Below are 17,431 nucleotides of genomic sequence, written 5' to 3'. Positions count from 1 at the left end.
GACCGATGCGAATTCTGGCTATTGATACCGCCACAGAGGCCTGTTCCGTTGCCCTGTGGAATGACGGTACAACCTCTGCCCACTTTGAACTCTGCCCAAGAGAGCATACCCAACGTATTTTACCCCTTGTTCAGCAGACGCTGAACGAAAGCGGCGTCACCCTTGCTGAACTCGACGCCCTGGCCTTTGGCCGTGGGCCGGGCAGCTTTACCGGCGTGCGGATTGGCATCGGCATTGCTCAGGGCCTGGCGCTGGGTGCCGGGCTGCCGATGATCGGCGTCTCGACGCTGGCCACCATGGCCCAGGGGGCATGGCGTAAAACCGGCGCAACGCGCGTGCTGGCCGCCATCGACGCCCGGATGGGCGAAGTCTACTGGGCTGAGTACCAGCGCGATGAGCAGGGCGTCTGGCATGGCGAAGAGAGCGAGGCGGTGCTGAAGCCGGAAGCGGTTAGCGAACGCCTGTCCCAGCTCAGCGGCTCATGGGCCACGGTAGGCACCGGCTGGCCAGCGTGGCCGGAACTTGGCAAAGAGTGCGGACTGACGCTAAGCGACGGCGGCATCCTGCTCCCCGCTGCCGAAGATATGCTCCCGCTCGCCTGCCAGCTCTTTGCCCAACAGCGCACCGTCGCCGTGGAGCATGCGGAGCCGGTTTATTTGCGCAACGAGGTGGCCTGGAAGAAACTTCCGGGCAGAAAATGAATCTCAGCTATATACATAACGTAATAATGTAAATAGCAGGAAGGTGGTAAGTGAAGGTATCCCAAACGGTGGGTCAAAGCAGGTCCCTGCGCAGGCTGCTGGCAGGCTTAGCTGCCTTAGCGCTGAGCGGCTGCGTCTCGGTGCCTGACGCGATTAAGGGCAGCAGCCCGACGCCGCAGCAGGATCTGGTTCGGGTGATGAATGCCCCTGAACTGTACGTCGGTCAGGAGGCGCGCTTCGGCGGTAAGGTCATCGGTATGGAGAACAAGCAGGGACAAACGCGGCTGGAGATTGCCTCGGTACCGCTGGACAGCGGTGCACGTCCCGTTCTGGGTGAAGCGTCACGGGGGCGTATCTACGCCGACGTAAACGGCTTCCTCGATCCGGTGGACTTCCGCAACCAGTATGTGACCGTGGTTGGCACCATTGCTGGCGTTGAGCAGGGCAAAGTGGGCGAGACCCCCTATAAATTTATGGTCATGAAGGTGAGTGGCTATAAGCGCTGGCATCTGCAGCAGCAGGTGATGCTGCCGCCGCAGCCGATCGATCCGTGGTACTGGGGACCAGGGCCGAATCCCTGGCGTTATGGTGGCTACGGCGGTTACGGCTGGTACAACTCTGGCCCTGCACCCGTGCATACCATCGTAACAGAGTAACTCTCTGTTATTTAAGGGAAGAGACAGCGGACTATCCGCTGTCTTTCCGTTTTCAGGACCATAACAAGAATAAAAGAGTGACGCGCTTCGCAACCTGTGAATCGGCCAATTAATAAACTGGTACAATGAGTTAATATAATGTTAACGGCATGTTTATTAAGCGGAGTTGCGATGACGACGAATTTTCATTTCAGAGGTGACGCATTGAAGAAGGTTTGGCTTAACCGTTATCCCGCCGACGTGCCAGCGGACATCAACCCCGATCGCTATCAATCCCTTGTGGAACTCTTCGAAAACGCCACGATCCGCTATGCGGACCAGCCGGCGTTTATTAACATGGGCGAGACCATGACCTTCCGCAAGCTGGAGGAGCGCAGCCGGGCCTTTGCCGCCTGGCTCCAGCAGGGGCTGGGGTTAAAGAAAGGCGATCGCGTGGCGCTGATGATGCCCAACCTGCTGCAGTATCCGGTAGCGCTGTTTGGTATTTTGCGCGCGGGCATGGTAGTGGTAAACGTTAACCCTCTCTATACTCCCCGCGAGCTGGAGCATCAGCTTAACGACAGCGGCGCGGCGGCTATTGTTATCGTCTCTAACTTTGCCCACACCCTCGAAAAGGTGGTGAGCAAGACCCAGGTGCAGCACGTCATTTTGACCCGCATGGGGGATCAGCTCTCTCCGGCGAAGGGGACGTTGGTCAACTTTGTGGTCAAGTACGTTAAGCGGCTGGTACCTAAATACCATCTGCCAGACGCCATCTCGTTTCGCCAGGCACTGCACAACGGCTACCGCATGCAGTACGTCAAGCCGGAAGTTGTGGCGGACGACCTCGCTTTTCTGCAATACACCGGCGGCACCACCGGCGTCGCCAAAGGGGCGATGCTGACCCACCGTAACATGCTGGCCAACCTTGAGCAGGTGAACGCCACCTACGGGCCGCTGCTGCATCGGGGTAAAGAGCTGGTGGTCACCGCGCTGCCGCTGTACCACATCTTTGCTCTCACTATGAACTGCCTGCTGTTTATCGAGCTGGGCGGGCAGAACCTGCTGATCACCAATCCGCGGGATATTCCGGGCCTGGTGAAGGAGCTATCTAAATACCGGTTCACGACCATGACCGGGGTCAACACGCTCTTTAACGCGCTGCTGAACAACAAAGAGTTCCAGCAGCTCGACTTCTCCACCCTGCACCTCTCCGCAGGCGGCGGGATGCCGGTCCAGCAGGCGGTCGCCGAGCGCTGGGTCAAGCTTACCGGGCAGTATCTGCTGGAGGGCTATGGCCTGACCGAGTGCTCTCCGCTGGTCAGCGTTAATCCGCACGATATCGACTACCACAGCGGCAGCATCGGTCTGCCGGTGCCCTCTACCGAGGTGAAGCTGGTGGATGACGAGGGCAGGGAAGTGCCACACGGTGAGCCGGGCGAGCTGTGCGTCAAAGGGCCGCAGGTTATGCTCGGCTACTGGCAGCGTCCGGATGCTACCGACGAGATCATCAAGGACGGCTGGCTGATGACCGGGGACATTGCGGTGATGGACGACGAGGGCTTCCTGCGCATTGTCGATCGTAAAAAAGATATGATCCTCGTCTCCGGCTTCAACGTCTATCCTAACGAGATCGAAGACGTGGTGATGCAGCACCCTGGCGTACAGGAGGTGGCAGCCGTTGGCGTACCATCCAGCAGCAGCGGTGAGAAGGTAAAAATCTTCGTAGTGAAGAAAGATCCCGCTCTCAGCGAAGAGGCGCTTATCACTTTCTGCCGCCGTCAGCTTACCGGCTATAAGGTACCGAAGCTGGTGGAGTTTCGTGAGGAGCTGCCGAAATCCAACGTCGGCAAAATTTTACGGCGAGAATTACGTGACGAAGCGCGTGCCAAAGTAGACAATAAGGTCTAAGCTTCGAGTGAGTCGCCCAACGCCGGTTAGCCCGGCGTTTTTTATGGGCGCAAACCAAAGAGAGTATGATTTGAACTACCAGATGATCACCACCAATGACGCGCTGGCGGCCATGAGTGAGGCGGCGCGCGCCTTTCCGGCTCTTGCCATCGACACCGAGTTTGTCCGCACCCGCACCTACTATCCGCAGCTGGGCCTGATCCAGGTCTACGACGGGCAGCAGGTTTCGCTGATCGATCCGCTGGAGATCACCGACTGGGCACCGTTCCGTGAGCTGATGATGGATCGCGCGGTCACCAAGTTCCTCCACGCCGGCAGTGAAGATCTGGAAGTTTTCCTCAACGTATTTGGCGAGCTGCCGCAGCCGCTGATCGATACCCAGATCCTGGCCGCCTTTAGCGGTCGCCCGCTCTCGTGGGGCTTTGCCTCTATGGTGGAGGAGTACACCGGTCTGGCGCTGGATAAAAGTGAGTCCCGTACCGACTGGCTGGCGCGCCCGCTGACCGAGCGGCAGTGCGACTACGCGGCGGCCGACGTCTGGTACTTGCTGCCCATCGCCCACAAGCTGATGGCGGAGACCGAGACCGCAGGCTGGCTGCCAGCCGCGCTGGACGAGTGCCGTCTTATGCAGCTTCGTCGTCAGGAGGTGCTGGCCCCGGAAGAGGCGTGGCGCGAGATTAGCAATGCCTGGCAGCTGCGCACCCGTCAGCTGGCCTGCCTGCAGCTGCTGGCGGCATGGCGTTTACGGAAGGCCCGCGAGCGCGATCTGGCGGTAAACTTTGTGGTGCGGGAAGAGAATCTGTGGGCGGTAGCGCGCTATATGCCGGGCAGCCTCGGCGAGCTGGACAGCATTGGGCTTTCCGGAAGCGAGATCCGCTTCCACGGTAAAACCCTGCTGGCAATGGTCGCTCAGGCCCAGGCGCTGCCGGACGAAGCGCTCCCGGAGCCGCTGTTGAACCTGCTGGACATGCCGGGCTATCGCCGGGCCTTTAAAGCGATAAAAGCGCTGGTGCAGGAAGTGAGCGTGGCAAAAGGGGTGAGCGCCGAGCTGCTGGCCTCACGTCGGCAAATAAATCAGCTGCTTAACTGGCACTGGAATATTAAGCCATTTGCCACCCTGCCGGAATTAATCTCCGGCTGGCGCGGTGAATTAATGGCGACGAGCCTGCAGGCTCTGCTGCTGGAATTTCCCCGCTAGCGAAAATAGCCACTGTAAATAAACCCAGTAGCCAGGCATAAATAAAAAAGGCAGCGCTTAACGTGCTGCCTTTTTAATGAACGAGATAACGATAAAACGTTATTTCGTCTCTTCGGCTTCTGGCAGCGTAACGTTCAACTCGAGAATTGAGATGTCGCCATCTTTTTGCTCCAGCTGTACCGTCACCATTTCCGGATCGATCTGCACATACTTACAAATCACTTCCAGAATATCTTTGCGCAGCTGCGGCAAATAGTGGGGTTCAGCATCGCTACGACGACGCTCGGCCACGATGATCTGCAGACGCTCTTTCGCGATGTTAGCGGTGCTCTTCTTTCGTGAGAGAAAAAAGTCAAGTAATGCCATAATTTATCCTCCGAACAGGCGTTTGAGGAAACCTTTCTTCTCTTCTTCGATGAAGCGGAAAGGGCGTTCTTCTCCCAGCAGACGTTCCACGGTATCAGCATAGGCTTTACCGGCATCTGATGTCGCGTCCAGGATCACAGGTTCGCCCTGGTTAGAGGCGCGCAGCACGGACTGATCTTCCGGGATAACCCCGACCAGCTTGATGCGCAGGATCTCCAGCACATCCTCCATGCTTAACATATCGCCTTTGCTGACGCGACCCGGATTATAGCGGGTAAGCAGCAGGTGCTCTTTGATCGGCTCATGGCCGTTCTCGGCACGGCGCGATTTAGAGGAGAGAATGCCCAGGATGCGGTCCGAGTCGCGTACTGAGGAGACCTCTGGGTTAGTGGTAATAACGGCTTCATCGGCGAAGTAGAGCGCCATCAGCGCACCGGTTTCGATCCCGGCAGGGGAGTCGCAGACGATGAAATCGAAGTCCATTGCTTTCAGTTCGTCGAGCACTTTCTCGACGCCTTCGCGGGTCAGGGCGTCTTTGTCACGGGTCTGGGAGGCGGGAAGTATATAGAGGCTTTCCGTGCGCTTATCTCTGATCAGCGCCTGATTTAACGTAGCATCGCCCTGAATAACGTTAACGAAATCATAGACAACCCGGCGTTCACAACCCATGATCAGGTCGAGGTTACGCAGGCCGATATCGAAGTCGATAACGACGGTTTTCTTTCCCTTCTGGGCCAAACCAGTCGCGATGGCCGCGCTGGAGGTGGTCTTACCGACACCCCCTTTACCCGAAGTAACAACAATAATGCGTGCCATAGGAGTTCCTTGTTATAAGGGCTTAATTCAATGGTTGAACAGTCAAAGCGTTATCTGCGAGGAGCAGGCGTGCCGCTTTGCCATAATATTCGGCCGGGATTTGCTCGCTCAGCCAGTATTCTCCCGCGATGGAGACCAGCTCCGCGGTGAGATGTGTGCAAAAAATTTGTGCTTCCCTGTCGCCACCGGCTCCCGCCAGCGCCCGTCCGCGCATCATGCCATAGATATGGATGTTGCCATCGGCGATCAGCTCTGCACCCGCGCTGACGTGGCTGGTAACGATCAGATCGCAGCCCGGGGCATATATTCTCTGTCCGGAACGGACCGGAACATCAATTAAGCGTGTTTTTGTGATCGGCGCGACGATTGGCTCTTCGACAACAGGCGTTGCAGGAACAGGCTCTGCCGGCTGCTGGCGTGCTTTCTCTTTGCCTTCAGTGAGCAGGGGTAACCCGGCACGGTCAATCTCAGCCTTCAGCTCGGCCTGTTTACAGCCGCTGACGCCGACAATGCGCAAACCGGTACTGGTGATAGCTTTTTGCAAAGCTGACCAGTTTACCGCCTCTTCCAGCGCGGAAATGTTAATAACAACGGGAGCATGTTGTAAAAAAGCGGGAGCCTGAGCGATTTTGTCTTCTAAGGCCTGACGAATAACCTCGGGTTTCGCATCATGCAAATGAACCACTGATAAGGTAAAACTACTGCCTTTAAGCTCGATGGGCGTGTTTGACATCCTGACCTTACTCATTTAGCTATTATCCCCCGTGCACGGGGTGATATTCCGAAGACTCTCAGGCATGTTATAGTCCCCGCTATATTGAGGCAAGACACCTCCCGTTAATTAAGAGTAAAAGTATGTTTTGTGTGATCTACCGAAGTGCTAAGCGTGAACAGACCTATTTGTATATCGAGAAAAAAGATGATTTTTCTCGGGTACCTGAAGCATTGATGAAAAGTTTTGGCCAGCCGGTGATGACGATGCTGCTGCCCCTCGACGGGCGTAAACAATTAGCCAATGCCGACTTGCAAAAGGTAAAAGAGGCGCTGCAGGAGCAGGGGTATTACCTGCAAATGCCGCCGCCGCAGGAGGATCTCCTTAAGCAGCATCTCCAGAGCAGCGGGAAGATTGACAAATCCTGAGACGGCGGTGATAGTCAAATTTCACTCGCGTTCAATGGGTTACTCAGGGGGTAACATGTATCAGCATCATAACTGGCAGGGTGCGCTGTTAGATTTTCCCGTCAGTAAGGTTGTGTGCGTTGGCAGTAACTATGCGAAACATATTCAGGAGATGGGCAGCGCTACGCCGGAAGAGCCGGTGCTGTTTATCAAGCCTGAAACCGCGCTCTGCGATCTGCGTCAGCCGCTGGCCCTGCCGCAGGGGCTGGGATCGGTGCACCACGAGGTTGAGCTGGCAGTGCTGATTGGTGCTACGCTGCGCCAGGCCTCAGGAGATCATGTCCGACAGGCGATTGCCGGTTACGGCGTTGCGCTGGATCTCACCCTGCGTGATATCCAGGGCAAAATGAAGAAGGCCGGGCAGCCTTGGGAGAAAGCCAAGGGCTTCGACAACTCATGCCCGATCTCCGGCTTCATTCCGGCGGCAGAGTTTGAGAGCGATCCGCAGGCTACCCCGCTAGGGCTGAAGATCAACGGCGAAGTGCGCCAGCAGGGCACTACGGCAGATATGATCCATAAGATCGTGCCGCTGATTGCCTATATGAGCCGCTACTTTACCCTGCGCGCCGGGGACGTCATCCTCACCGGTACGCCGGAAGGCGTCGGCCCGCTGCAGAGCGGTGACGAGCTGGAAGTGAGCTTTAACGGCCAGTCCCTTACCACCCGCGTGCTGTAAACCCTCTTACCTAATGAACTCATGCCGGGCACCGCTGATGCTTGCCCGGCCTACGCAACACTATATCCTTAAATCCTTGCTAAGAGTGGCTATATACTATCGGCGAAACGATGGTGTTTCACACTCCTTGATGGGTAGTCTCTCAGGGTTTTTATAAATTGATATGGAGAAGCCTATAATTCAAATAAAAGGCATAATGTCATGATTAATAAATGGATTTTCAACCAAGATCGTGTGGCGCAGGGAATTTTAGCGCTAAAAGGTTCACTACGTTTTCCGATGTTGACAATCCCAATGGGTGTGGGGGTTTTAAAGCGTCACCAGAAAAACCTGTACAGTAGCGCCATCAACTTTGCTGCACCAGTAGCTGCGTCAGGCTGTGGTCGCTATAACCCTCCCGGTGGAAAAATCAGAGTATGGTACGCATCTGATTCGGCACTCACCGCTGCTGCAGAAGCGTATGGCCGTGTGTTAGCGAATCATGGTCCTATCAGTTATCCAGAGTCCGTCCTTACTCAGCACTACATGTGCTCGATAGACATCGTCAGGCCAGTAGAAGTAGTTGACGTAGTCACGTTATGCCAGCTGCTGCATATCCCACTGGACAGCCTTGAGAACGAGGATTACATCTTCCCTCAATGGCTAATGGCATTTTTATATACGCGTTTTGCCAATGATCTCGACGGGATTGCCTACACCAGCAGACATAACCGCTACAAGCGCTGCTACGCTTTCTGGGAGCGGCCAGGTCATCAGCTAGCCTTTACTGACACTCTGAACGGAATGGTGCCCTATGCCAGTTATCTTGAAACTGATGCTGGTATGTTTCCGCAATGGTGGAACAAGACGACGATGTCCGGTGAGGAGATGTTTGAAACGCTATTAGGCTTCGAGATTACTGCTGAACCAATGTAATACACAGAGGGGCGGGGCAAGCCCCTCTCTTATGTTTAGCTGGCCGCATGGCTGCCAAAAAGTTTGGCGGCACGTATTGCAAGGCTTAGCTCTTTGGGATCTGCGCCATCCAGCATGATTTGTATAGGTGTTTTAGAAAGCCCGTTAGCGTTTAAGACTAGCGGCGATTTCAACATCCCCAGCCTGAGCATTGGATGCGTGTCTTCATCAAACGCATTCATGACGTCTTCAAAACCGGGTATCAGCCCCTTATCAGTAAACTGAAAGGCAGGGAAAATGAAATCACCGTTCTGTTTGAATGCCAATAGTTTGTTTTTCTTCACGCGTACGTTAACTGCCTGGCGGGTGATACCGAGAATATCAGCAACATTATTCACTTTCAGCGTGCCACCAAGCTTCTGAAGGTCCGTATAAAATCTCTCCAGGCTCTCGCGACGGCGACGTACTTTACGCATCTCGACTTCAGAAGCACGAGTTTTTTGCTCCATCTGAACAGTATAAAGCAGCTGCATCAGTGAGCCGTCATCCAAAGTCATCGCGTTTACCGCTTGATTTTTGTCTTCAAATTCAGGCATTAATGAGACGGCAAGGTTATTAATCCTTTTCAGAAGGTTCAGCTGATACTCAGATAGCCTGGGAGTCATGTTGAGAGCGTTTTCTGTTCTGGCATTTTTAATCATAAGAGACCTCCATTTGACCATTATTTTATTCTTTGATTTCGTAATGGTCAAATGGATGCGTTTTTTATTGAGTAACGGTAGTAATCAGGCGGCAAAACTTGCATCAATGTGCCAGAGTGGTTATAAGGTGCAGCTGAAATTTCACGGCGGACTTCCTTATGAGCGATATACCTTTCTGGCAGAGTAAAACCCTTGAGCAAATGACCGATGCCGAGTGGGAGTCGCTGTGCGACGGCTGCGGGCAGTGCTGTCTGCACAAGCTACAGGATGAGGACACCGACGAGATCTACTTCACCAACGTCGCCTGCCGCCAGCTAAATATCAAAACCTGCCAGTGCCGCAACTACGAGCGGCGCTTCGAGTATGAACCGGACTGCATCAAGCTGACGCGGGAGAACCTGCCGACCTTTGAGTGGTTGCCGCCGACCTGTGCCTATCGTCTGCTGGCGGAGGGGAAAGCGCTGCCGATCTGGCATCCGCTGCGTAGCGGTTCAAAAGCAGCGATGCATGCCGAGCGCATCTCGGTCCGCCACATTGCGGTGACGGAGTCCGAGGTACGCGACTGGGAGGATCACATCCTCAACAAGCCCGGCGCTTAACGACCAAAAAGATCGCGTTTTTTTGGTTTGAACGCCTGGGCAATCAGCACGAGAAGGGCGACGGCAAAGTAGGCGATAAAGATCCCCACCAGCCACTGCGGCATCTCGAGGGTCAGAAAGGACCACTGGCGTTCGGCGCAGTCGCCAGAAGCAACAAACACCTGCGGCAGCCACTTATCCAGCGGCAGCCAGCTCGGGAAACGGGCGGCGAAGTCGCAGGTCATAAACGGGTTGGGATGCAACTGGATCATCGTATGCTCCCAGGCCAGCTGAATGCCGCGCCAGGCGCTATAGAGCCAGATAACAATGGCGACGTAGCGCAGCGGCGTTTTTGGCGCAATCGCCCCCACCAGCCCTGCACCCATCACCCCAAACAGCGCACAGCGTTCATAAATACATAAAACACACGGTTTAAGCAGCATCACGTGCTGGAACCATAACGCCACCAGCTCAAGCGCAAACGCCGTCAGGGCCATGAGTAGCCAGGCCCCGCGCCCGCGAGAGCACGTGTTTAAAAATCGCAACATAATCATTTCCCTGGGAGATGCTAGACAGCGCAGTGTAAACGAATTTACCCTGCGATGACAAAGGGTTCAGGAGAGGGAGAAAGAGCGGGGGATAAGCGGTTTTTATGGTAGAAGCGCAAAAGCGCGTCACGGGCAAAACGGCTAGCACAAAACGCTGAAAATGGGCGTTTAAGAAAAGCGTAAAAACAGAACGGCGATCCCTTTTTCTTCCTGTTTCACGCTATCTGCTGCCCCCTCGCTCTGGTATGATGAGTCTCTTTGTTTCGCTGTGTAATGGAAATTTCTCTATGGTCATTAAGGCGCAGAGCCCGGCGGGTTTCGCGGAAGAGTACATCATTGAAAGTATCTGGAATAATCGCTTTCCACCGGGAACGATCCTGCCAGCTGAAAGAGAACTTTCCGAACTGATTGGCGTTACCCGCACTACGCTGCGTGAGGTGTTACAGCGGCTGGCCCGTGACGGCTGGCTGACCATCCAGCACGGTAAGCCCACCAAAGTGAATAACTTTTGGGAGACGTCAGGGCTCAATATTCTTGAGACGCTGGCCAGGCTCGATCACGAGAGCGTGCCGCAGCTGATTGATAATCTGCTCTCGGTGCGCACTAATATCGCCACCATCTTTATCCGCACTGCGTTTCGTCAGCATCCGCAAGAGGCGCAGGAGGTGCTGGCCCGCGCCCGCGAGGTGGAAGATCACGCCGATGCCTTTGCCGAGCTGGACTACAACATTTTCCGCGGACTGGCCTTCGCTTCGGGCAACCCTATCTACGGGCTGATCCTCAACGGCATGAAGGGGCTGTACACCCGTATCGGGCGCCACTACTTTGCCAACCCTGAGGCGCGCAGCCTGGCGCTGGGCTTCTACCATCGCCTTGGCGAAGTGTGCGAGCGCGGCGAGCATGACAAGGTCTATGAGATCGTGCGCCACTACGGACGCGACAGCGGGGATATCTGGCACCGGATGCAGAAAACCCTACCGGGCGATCTCGCTATCCAGGGGCGATAGGCTCAAATAACCCCCTCTCTGCCAGGAGAGGGGGTTAGGTATTACAGGCTATTCTGGCGCGGCGGGCAGCGGTCCAGCAGCTCCACGCTGCCATCTTCGTTCTGCTGTTCCAGCATCACATCAAATCCCCACAGACGGTGCACGTGCTTCAGCACCTCCCGACGGCCCTTATCCAGTGGCGCACGGTTGTGCGGCACATAGCGCAGGGTCAGGGAGCGATCCCCGCGCAGATCGACGTTCCACACCTGAATATTCGGCTCAAGGTTGCTCAAATTGTACTGCGCCGAGAGCTTAGCCCGGATCTCCCGATAACCATCTTCGTTATGGATGGCCGCGATCTCCAGGTAGTTATTGCGATCGTCGTCCAGCACGCTAAAGAAGCGGAAATCACGCATCACCTTCGGTGACAGGAACTGGCTGATAAAGCTCTCATCTTTAAAATCGCGCATCGCGAAGTGCAGCGTCTCCAGCCAGTCAGAGCCAGCGATGTCCGGGAACCAATACTTGTCCTCCTCGGTAGGGGACTGACAGATGCGCTTGATATCCTGGAACATAGCGAAGCCCAGCGCGTAAGGGTTGATACCGCTATACCACGGGCTGTTGTAGGGCGGCTGGAATACCACGTTGGTATGGCTGTGGAGAAACTCCAGCATAAAGCGATCGGTCACTTTCCCTTCATCATAGAGATGATTAAGGATGGTGTAGTGCCAGAAGGTAGCCCACCCCTCGTTCATTACCTGGGTCTGTTTCTGCGGATAGAAGTACTGGCTTACCTTACGCACGATGCGCAGGATCTCGCGCTGCCACGGCTCCAGCAGCGGCGCATTTTTTTCCATAAAGTAGAGCAGGTTCTCCTGCGGCTCAGAGGGGTAGCGCCGCGCTTCGGCAACCGTCTTCTCCTCCTCGCGCTTCGGCAGGGTACGCCACAGGGTGTTCACCTGGCTCTGGAGATACTCTTCCCGGCTCTTCTGCCGCGCTTTCTCCTCCTGGAGGGAGATCTTCTGCGGGCGTTTGTAGCGATCGACGCCGTAGTTCATCAGGGCATGGCAGGAGTCGAGCAGCTTCTCTACCTCCACCACACCATAGCGCTCTTCGCAGTCGGTAATGTAGTTTCGGGCAAAGATCAGGTAGTCAACGATAGAGCTGGCATCGGTCCAGCTGCGGAACAGGTAGTTATTTTTGAAAAAGGAGTTGTGTCCGTAGCAGGCATGCGCCATCACCAGCGCCTGCATGGTAATGGTGTTCTCTTCCATCAGGTAGGCGATACAGGGGTTGGAGTTGATCACAATCTCATAGGCCAGCCCCTGCTGCCCATGCTTATAGAGCCGCTCGGTCTCAATAAATTTCTTACCGAATGACCAGTGTGTATAGTTAATGGGCATCCCGACGCTGGAGTAGGCGTCCATCATCTGCTCAGAGGTAATGACTTCGATCTGGTGGGGATAGGTGTCCAGCCGGTAGAGTTTAGCCACCCGATCGATCTCGGCCAGGTAGGTATCAAGCAGTTCGAATGTCCAGTCGGGTCCATCGCTGAGACGGGAGGTGTCCTTGTTCATGGAATCAATCGTAGCCATTAGCGCACCCTCATTGTTGGCGACCCTCTCTAGCAGGAGAGTCTCCTTTCAAGCATAGATCACCGCACCGGAAACCGTGCTGGCGGGGAAATTTTTTCTTCGCCATTTCACCGTGCAAAAAGGGGGAAAGGCGCGCCGTTTGCCACATTTTATGCTGCGTTAAAAGAGCGGTTAGCAGGAGATGCCAAATAGCCCCTGTCGGCAGCTATGGGTAGAGATGTGAGATAAGTCACCATAAAAAAGCCGTATGTTGAATAACATTTTCATCTGGGTTATCAATTTGTAATCAGATGATTGTTCTTAACCGATGAATATTCTTAACTCGTCAGTTTTACTCATAGGGAGTGGCTATGCGCGTTGTGGTTCTGGGAAGTGGCGTCGTGGGCGTGACCAGCGCCTGGTATCTGAGTCAGGCGGGCCATGAGGTAACGGTAGTTGAACGGGAACCCGGTTCGGCGCTGCAAACCAGCGCCGCCAACGCCGGGCAGATCTCACCAGGCTATGCTTCGCCCTGGGCCGCACCGGGGGTGCCGCTGAAAGCGATTAAATGGATGTTCGAGCGCCATGCACCGCTGGCGATTGGCCTTGACGGTACGGCCTTTCAGCTAAAGTGGATGTGGCAAATGCTACGCAACTGCGACACCCGCCACTATATGGAGAACAAGGAGCGAATGGTGCGTCTGGCGGAATATAGCCGTGACTGCCTGAAGACCCTGCGCGACAGTACCGGTATCGAGTACGAAGGTCGGCAGGGCGGCACGCTTCAGCTCTTCCGCACCGCCCAGCAGTATGAGAATGCCACCCGGGATATCGCCGTGCTGGAAGAGGCTGGCGTACCCTATCAGCTGCTGGAGTCCGCTCGACTGGCAGAGGTTGAACCGGCCCTGGCCGAGGTAGCACACAAGCTGACCGGCGGCCTGCGCCTGCCCAATGACGAAACCGGCGACTGCCAGCTCTTTACCCAACGGCTGGCGCTGATGGCCGAGGAGGCAGGGGTGGTGTTTCGCTATAACACCCCGGTCGATCGCCTGCTTTACGAAGGTGAAAAGATCTACGGCGTGAAGTGTGGTGATGAGGTGATCAAGGCTGATGCCTACGTAATGGCCTTTGGCTCTTACTCCACCGCCATGCTGAAAGGCATTGTCGATATTCCTGTCTACCCCCTGAAGGGCTACTCGCTCACTATTCCCGTGGCGGAGGAGAGCGGTGCGCCGGTATCGACTATCCTTGATGAGAGCTACAAGATTGCGATTACCCGCTTCGATCGGCGCATCCGCGTGGGTGGCATGGCAGAGATCGTTGGTTTCAACACCGAGCTGCTGCAACCGCGTCGGGAGACGCTGGAGATGGTAGTGCGCGATCTCTTCCCCCGCGGCGGCCGCGTTGAGGAGGCGACTTTCTGGACCGGGCTGCGTCCGATGACCCCAGACGGCACGCCGGTAGTAGGGCGTACGCCGTTTAAGAATCTCTGGCTCAACACCGGGCACGGTACCCTCGGCTGGACGATGGCCTGTGGCTCGGGTCAGTTACTCAGCGATCTGATCTCTGGCCGCTCACCGGCCATTCCGCATGATGATTTAGGCGTGGCCCGCTACAACACCGATTTTACCCCGGCACGGGCCAGCCATCTGCATGGCGTACAGAATACATAAGGGGCAGTCATGACGCGTCCTGTTCAGGCCACGCTTAATCTATCGGCCTTACAGCATAATTTACAAGTTGTTCGCCGTGCCGCACCTGCGGCACGGGTCTGGTCAGTGGTTAAAGCCAACGCTTACGGGCATGGAATCGATCGCATCTGGCGTGCGCTGGGCACGACGGACGGTTTTGCCCTGTTGAATCTGGAAGAGGCGGTGCTGCTGCGCGAGCGCGGCTGGAAGGGACCGATCCTGCTGTTGGAGGGGTTCTTTCACGCCGAGGAGCTGCCGCTGCTGGACAGCCTGCGCCTGACCACCACCATCCACAGCAACTGGCAGCTGAAGGCGCTGCAGAATGCCCGGCTTAGCGCGCCGCTGGATATCTACCTGAAGGTCAACAGCGGCATGAACCGGCTGGGGTTTATGCCCGAGCGGGTAAGCTCGGTATGGCAGCAGCTGCGGGCAATGAAAAACGTCGGCCAGATGACGCTGATGTCGCACTTTGCCACCGGCGAGAAGCCCGATGGCATTGTAGAGGCGATGGCACGGATTGAGCAGGCGGCGGAGGGGCTTAACTGTCCGCGCTCGCTCTCTAACTCTGCGGCAACGCTCTGGCACCCTGAAGCCCATTTTGACTGGGTCAGGCCGGGCATTATTCTCTACGGCGCGTCGCCCTCCGGGCAGTGGCACGACGTGGCTAACAGCGGCATCAAGCCGGTGATGACCTTACATAGCGAGATTATCGGCGTGCAGACCCTGAAGCGCGGCGATCGGGTGGGTTACGGTGGGCGTTATCAGGCCAGCGGGGAGCAGCGGATCGGCATTGTTGCAGCGGGCTATGCCGATGGCTATCCGCGCCACGCCCCTGACGGTACGCCGGTGCTGGTGGATGGCGTACGCTCGGGCATTGTAGGCACCGTCTCAATGGATATGCTGGCGGTGGATCTCACTCCCTGTCCGCAGGCCGGGATCGGTACGCCGGTGGAGCTGTGGGGCCGCGAGATCAAGATAGATGACGTGGCCGCAGCGGCGGGCACGGTGGGCTACGAGCTAATGAGTGCGCTTGCACCTCGTGTCCCAGTCGTGACAGTGTAACCTAAGGGTGAGTAGGCCGGGTCAGGCGTAGCCGCCACCCGGCGATACATTACTCTCCTTCGTGCTCCACTACGCGTACACCCACCTTACGTACCGCATTATCCTCTTTTTCCGCCACCGTCCAGATCATGCCGGCAAACTCTACCTGGTCACCCACCACCGGTGCAGCGCCAATCAGCTTCTGCACGATATCCCCCAGCGTCTGCTGTTTATCGGGATACTCCATGCCCTGATCGAGACCGTAGATCAGTGCCACGTCGGCAAACTTGGCGCTGGCCTCCAGAATAAAGTCACCGAAGAAGCGCTGATCCAGCGCCACCGGCGGCGAGTGGCTAAAGAGTTTGCCCAGCGCAGGCAGGTCGCGCTCGCGACCAATGACGCACAGCACGTCGCCTTCCTGCAGATGGGTGCTACCGGTCGGGTGAAGCAGCGTATTGCCGCGGAACAGGGCCGCAATGCGCGTCTCGGGTGGCATATGCAGATCCCGCAGGGCTGCCCCGACACACCACTTGTCAGCGCTCAGCTGGTAGATAAACTGCTCCCACGCGTTTTCCGGGCTGATATCCAGTCCGACCCGCGACTCAGGCCAGCCTACCGGCGGCACAACTACCTTGGCCTTTTTCGCCGCCCAGCTAAGGGAGGTGCCCTGGAACAGCAGCGAGACCAGCACCACGAAGAAGGCGACGTTGAAGAACAGCCGGGCGTTTTCAAGGCCCGCCATCATCGGGAATACTGCAAGGATAATCGGCACCGCGCCGCGTAGTCCCACCCAGCTGATAAAGATGCGCTCCCGGAGGTTGAAGCCGCGAAACGGCAGCAGACCAGCAAAGACCGATATTGGACGGGCGACAAAGATCATCCACGCCGAGAGCAGCAGGGCCGGAATGGCAATCATCAGCAGGTCGGAAGGGGTCACCAGCAGCCCAAGCACAAGGAACATACCGATCTGCGCCAGCCAGGCCAGCCCGTCAAAGTTCTGCTGAATAGTATAGCGGTTGCGGATGGGGCGGTTGCCAAGCACAAATCCGCACAGATAGACAGCCAGGATGCCGCTGCCCTCCATCGCGGTGGTCACGGCAAAGATCAGGATCCCGCCGCTCAGCGCCAGTAGCGGGTATAGCCCGGAGGGGAGCGCGATACGGTTGATCATCTGCTGCAGCAGGTAACCCCCCGCCAGGCCGACAATCACACCGAGACCAAATTCCTGAACGATATGCAAGGCGAACTTCCAGTCCAGCCCGAGCTGATGATGCTGGATCATGTCAATCAGGGTAATGGTCAGAAAAACGGCCATCGGATCGTTGCTACCGGACTCAATCTCCAGCGTCGAGCCAACGCGTTCGTTAAGCCCTTTGCCGCCCAGCAGGGAGAAGACTGCCGCCGCATCCGTCGAGCCGACAATGGCACCGATCAGCAGGCCCTCTATCAGATCCAGCTTAAACAGCCAGGCGGCCATCATGCCGGTGAGTCCAGAGGTGATCAGCACCCCGACCGTCGCCAGCGACAGGGCGGGGCCAAGGGCGACGCGGAACGAACTGGCCTGGGTGCGCATGCCACCATCCAGCAGAATAATCGCCAGCGCGAGGTTACTGATCATGTAGGCGAGGGGGTAGTTATCAAAAGGGATGCCGCCGACGCCATCGACACCGGCCAGCATACCGATAGCAAGAAAGATAACCAGGATAGGAATACCAAGGCGTGATGAAAAAGAACTTAATAAAATACTGCAGGTTACAAGCACTGAACCCAAAATAAAAAGACCGATGATTGCCTCAGCTTCCAATGTCGTTTTTCTCCTCTACATACAATGACGACGCAAACGGGGTCGTGGACGCTTGCGCCAGAGATGGCGCGGCACGACCCTCTAAAACCTTACCATATCCACGCCACGTACAGCGTTTTAAAAGAGGCTAAA

18 protein-coding genes are annotated in these 17,431 nt (G+C 56.3%); 11 read left to right on the top strand and 7 right to left on the bottom strand.

Annotation, left to right across the window (positions count from 1 at the left end):
• The first annotated feature begins 5 nt into the window (after positions 1-5).
• The 4 genes from tsaB to rnd all read left to right on the top strand — a co-directional run bounded on the left by tsaB (position 6) and on the right by rnd (position 4,445).
• Positions 6-701, top strand: coding sequence for a tRNA (adenosine(37)-N6)-threonylcarbamoyltransferase complex dimerization subunit type 1 TsaB (gene tsaB / locus RTN40_RS02195; RefSeq protein WP_312227003.1), 696 nt, complete (start codon positions 6-8; stop codon positions 699-701).
• 68 nt (positions 702-769) lie between these two features.
• Positions 770-1,357 (top strand): Slp family lipoprotein, encoded by a 588-nt coding sequence (locus RTN40_RS02190; protein ID WP_312227206.1) that lies wholly within the window; start codon positions 770-772, stop codon positions 1,355-1,357.
• Between the two features lie 204 nt (positions 1,358-1,561).
• Positions 1,562-3,247, top strand: coding sequence for a long-chain-fatty-acid--CoA ligase FadD (fadD, locus tag RTN40_RS02185; RefSeq protein ID WP_312227205.1), 1,686 nt, complete (start codon positions 1,562-1,564; stop codon positions 3,245-3,247).
• A 70-nt stretch (positions 3,248-3,317) separates the two neighbouring features.
• Positions 3,318-4,445 carry a ribonuclease D gene (rnd, locus tag RTN40_RS02180; RefSeq protein WP_312227204.1) on the top strand — a complete coding sequence of 376 codons (1,128 nt, stop codon included), beginning with the start codon at positions 3,318-3,320 and terminating at the stop codon, positions 4,443-4,445.
• Positions 4,446-4,544: 99 nt separating this feature from the next.
• Here the strand turns inward: rnd and minE are convergent, their stop codons facing one another.
• Genes minE through minC form a run of 3 tightly spaced genes read right to left on the bottom strand, consistent with a single transcriptional unit; the run spans position 4,545 to position 6,360 of the window.
• On the bottom strand, positions 4,545-4,811 hold the full coding sequence (minE, locus tag RTN40_RS02175; protein ID WP_042391279.1) for a cell division topological specificity factor MinE: 267 nt from the start codon (positions 4,809-4,811) through the stop codon (positions 4,545-4,547).
• A gap of 3 nt (positions 4,812-4,814) precedes the next feature.
• Positions 4,815-5,627, bottom strand: coding sequence for a septum site-determining protein MinD (minD, locus tag RTN40_RS02170; RefSeq protein ID WP_312227002.1), 813 nt, complete (start codon positions 5,625-5,627; stop codon positions 4,815-4,817).
• Positions 5,628-5,649: 22 nt separating this feature from the next.
• Entirely contained in the window at positions 5,650-6,360 is a 711-nt protein-coding gene (gene minC, locus RTN40_RS02165) for a septum site-determining protein MinC (RefSeq protein ID WP_312227001.1), read from the bottom strand.
• A gap of 122 nt (positions 6,361-6,482) precedes the next feature.
• Between minC and RTN40_RS02160 the strand changes: the two genes are divergently transcribed.
• The 3 genes from RTN40_RS02160 to RTN40_RS02150 all read left to right on the top strand — a co-directional run bounded on the left by RTN40_RS02160 (position 6,483) and on the right by RTN40_RS02150 (position 8,397).
• A complete protein-coding gene (locus tag RTN40_RS02160) occupies positions 6,483-6,767 on the top strand; it encodes a YcgL domain-containing protein (RefSeq protein ID WP_312209378.1) in 285 nt (94 codons plus the stop codon).
• 55 nt (positions 6,768-6,822) lie between these two features.
• A complete protein-coding gene (locus RTN40_RS02155; RefSeq protein WP_312227000.1) occupies positions 6,823-7,482 on the top strand; it encodes a fumarylacetoacetate hydrolase family protein in 660 nt (219 codons plus the stop codon).
• Positions 7,483-7,683: 201 nt separating this feature from the next.
• The gene (locus RTN40_RS02150; RefSeq protein ID WP_312226999.1) at positions 7,684-8,397 is read left to right on the top strand and encodes an RES domain-containing protein; all 714 of its coding nucleotides are present in this window, start codon (positions 7,684-7,686) and stop codon (positions 8,395-8,397) included.
• A 35-nt stretch (positions 8,398-8,432) separates the two neighbouring features.
• Here the strand turns inward: RTN40_RS02150 and RTN40_RS02145 are convergent, their stop codons facing one another.
• On the bottom strand, positions 8,433-9,077 hold the full coding sequence (locus tag RTN40_RS02145; RefSeq protein WP_312226998.1) for a DNA-binding protein: 645 nt from the start codon (positions 9,075-9,077) through the stop codon (positions 8,433-8,435).
• 158 nt (positions 9,078-9,235) lie between these two features.
• Between RTN40_RS02145 and RTN40_RS02140 the strand changes: the two genes are divergently transcribed.
• A complete protein-coding gene (locus tag RTN40_RS02140; RefSeq protein WP_312226997.1) occupies positions 9,236-9,676 on the top strand; it encodes a YcgN family cysteine cluster protein in 441 nt (146 codons plus the stop codon).
• Here the strand turns inward: RTN40_RS02140 and dsbB are convergent.
• Entirely contained in the window at positions 9,673-10,203 is a 531-nt protein-coding gene (dsbB, locus tag RTN40_RS02135; protein WP_312226996.1) for a disulfide bond formation protein DsbB, read from the bottom strand. The genes RTN40_RS02140 and dsbB overlap by 4 nt on opposite strands.
• A gap of 287 nt (positions 10,204-10,490) precedes the next feature.
• Between dsbB and fadR the strand changes: the two genes are divergently transcribed.
• Positions 10,491-11,210, top strand: coding sequence for a fatty acid metabolism transcriptional regulator FadR (gene fadR, locus RTN40_RS02130; protein ID WP_312226995.1), 720 nt, complete (start codon positions 10,491-10,493; stop codon positions 11,208-11,210).
• 41 nt (positions 11,211-11,251) lie between these two features.
• On the opposite strand, the gene RTN40_RS02125 is transcribed toward fadR, so the two are convergent.
• Positions 11,252-12,784, bottom strand: a complete 1,533-nt coding sequence (locus RTN40_RS02125; RefSeq protein ID WP_312209384.1) for a SpoVR family protein — start codon at positions 12,782-12,784, stop codon at positions 11,252-11,254.
• A gap of 350 nt (positions 12,785-13,134) precedes the next feature.
• Between RTN40_RS02125 and RTN40_RS02120 the strand changes: the two genes are divergently transcribed.
• On the top strand, positions 13,135-14,436 hold the full coding sequence (locus RTN40_RS02120) for a D-amino acid dehydrogenase (RefSeq protein ID WP_312226994.1): 1,302 nt from the start codon (positions 13,135-13,137) through the stop codon (positions 14,434-14,436).
• A gap of 9 nt (positions 14,437-14,445) precedes the next feature.
• Positions 14,446-15,516, top strand: coding sequence for a catabolic alanine racemase DadX (gene dadX / locus RTN40_RS02115; RefSeq protein WP_312226993.1), 1,071 nt, complete (start codon positions 14,446-14,448; stop codon positions 15,514-15,516).
• A 49-nt stretch (positions 15,517-15,565) separates the two neighbouring features.
• On the opposite strand, the gene RTN40_RS02110 is transcribed toward dadX, so the two are convergent.
• A complete protein-coding gene (locus RTN40_RS02110) occupies positions 15,566-17,299 on the bottom strand; it encodes a potassium/proton antiporter (RefSeq protein ID WP_312226992.1) in 1,734 nt (577 codons plus the stop codon).
• Positions 17,300-17,431: the final 132 nt, after the last annotated feature.

The organism is Pseudescherichia sp. (assembly GCF_031987975.1).
In the GTDB taxonomy this organism is placed as follows: domain Bacteria; phylum Pseudomonadota; class Gammaproteobacteria; order Enterobacterales; family Enterobacteriaceae; genus Pseudescherichia.
This window is presented reverse-complemented; position numbering and strand designations above follow the sequence as displayed.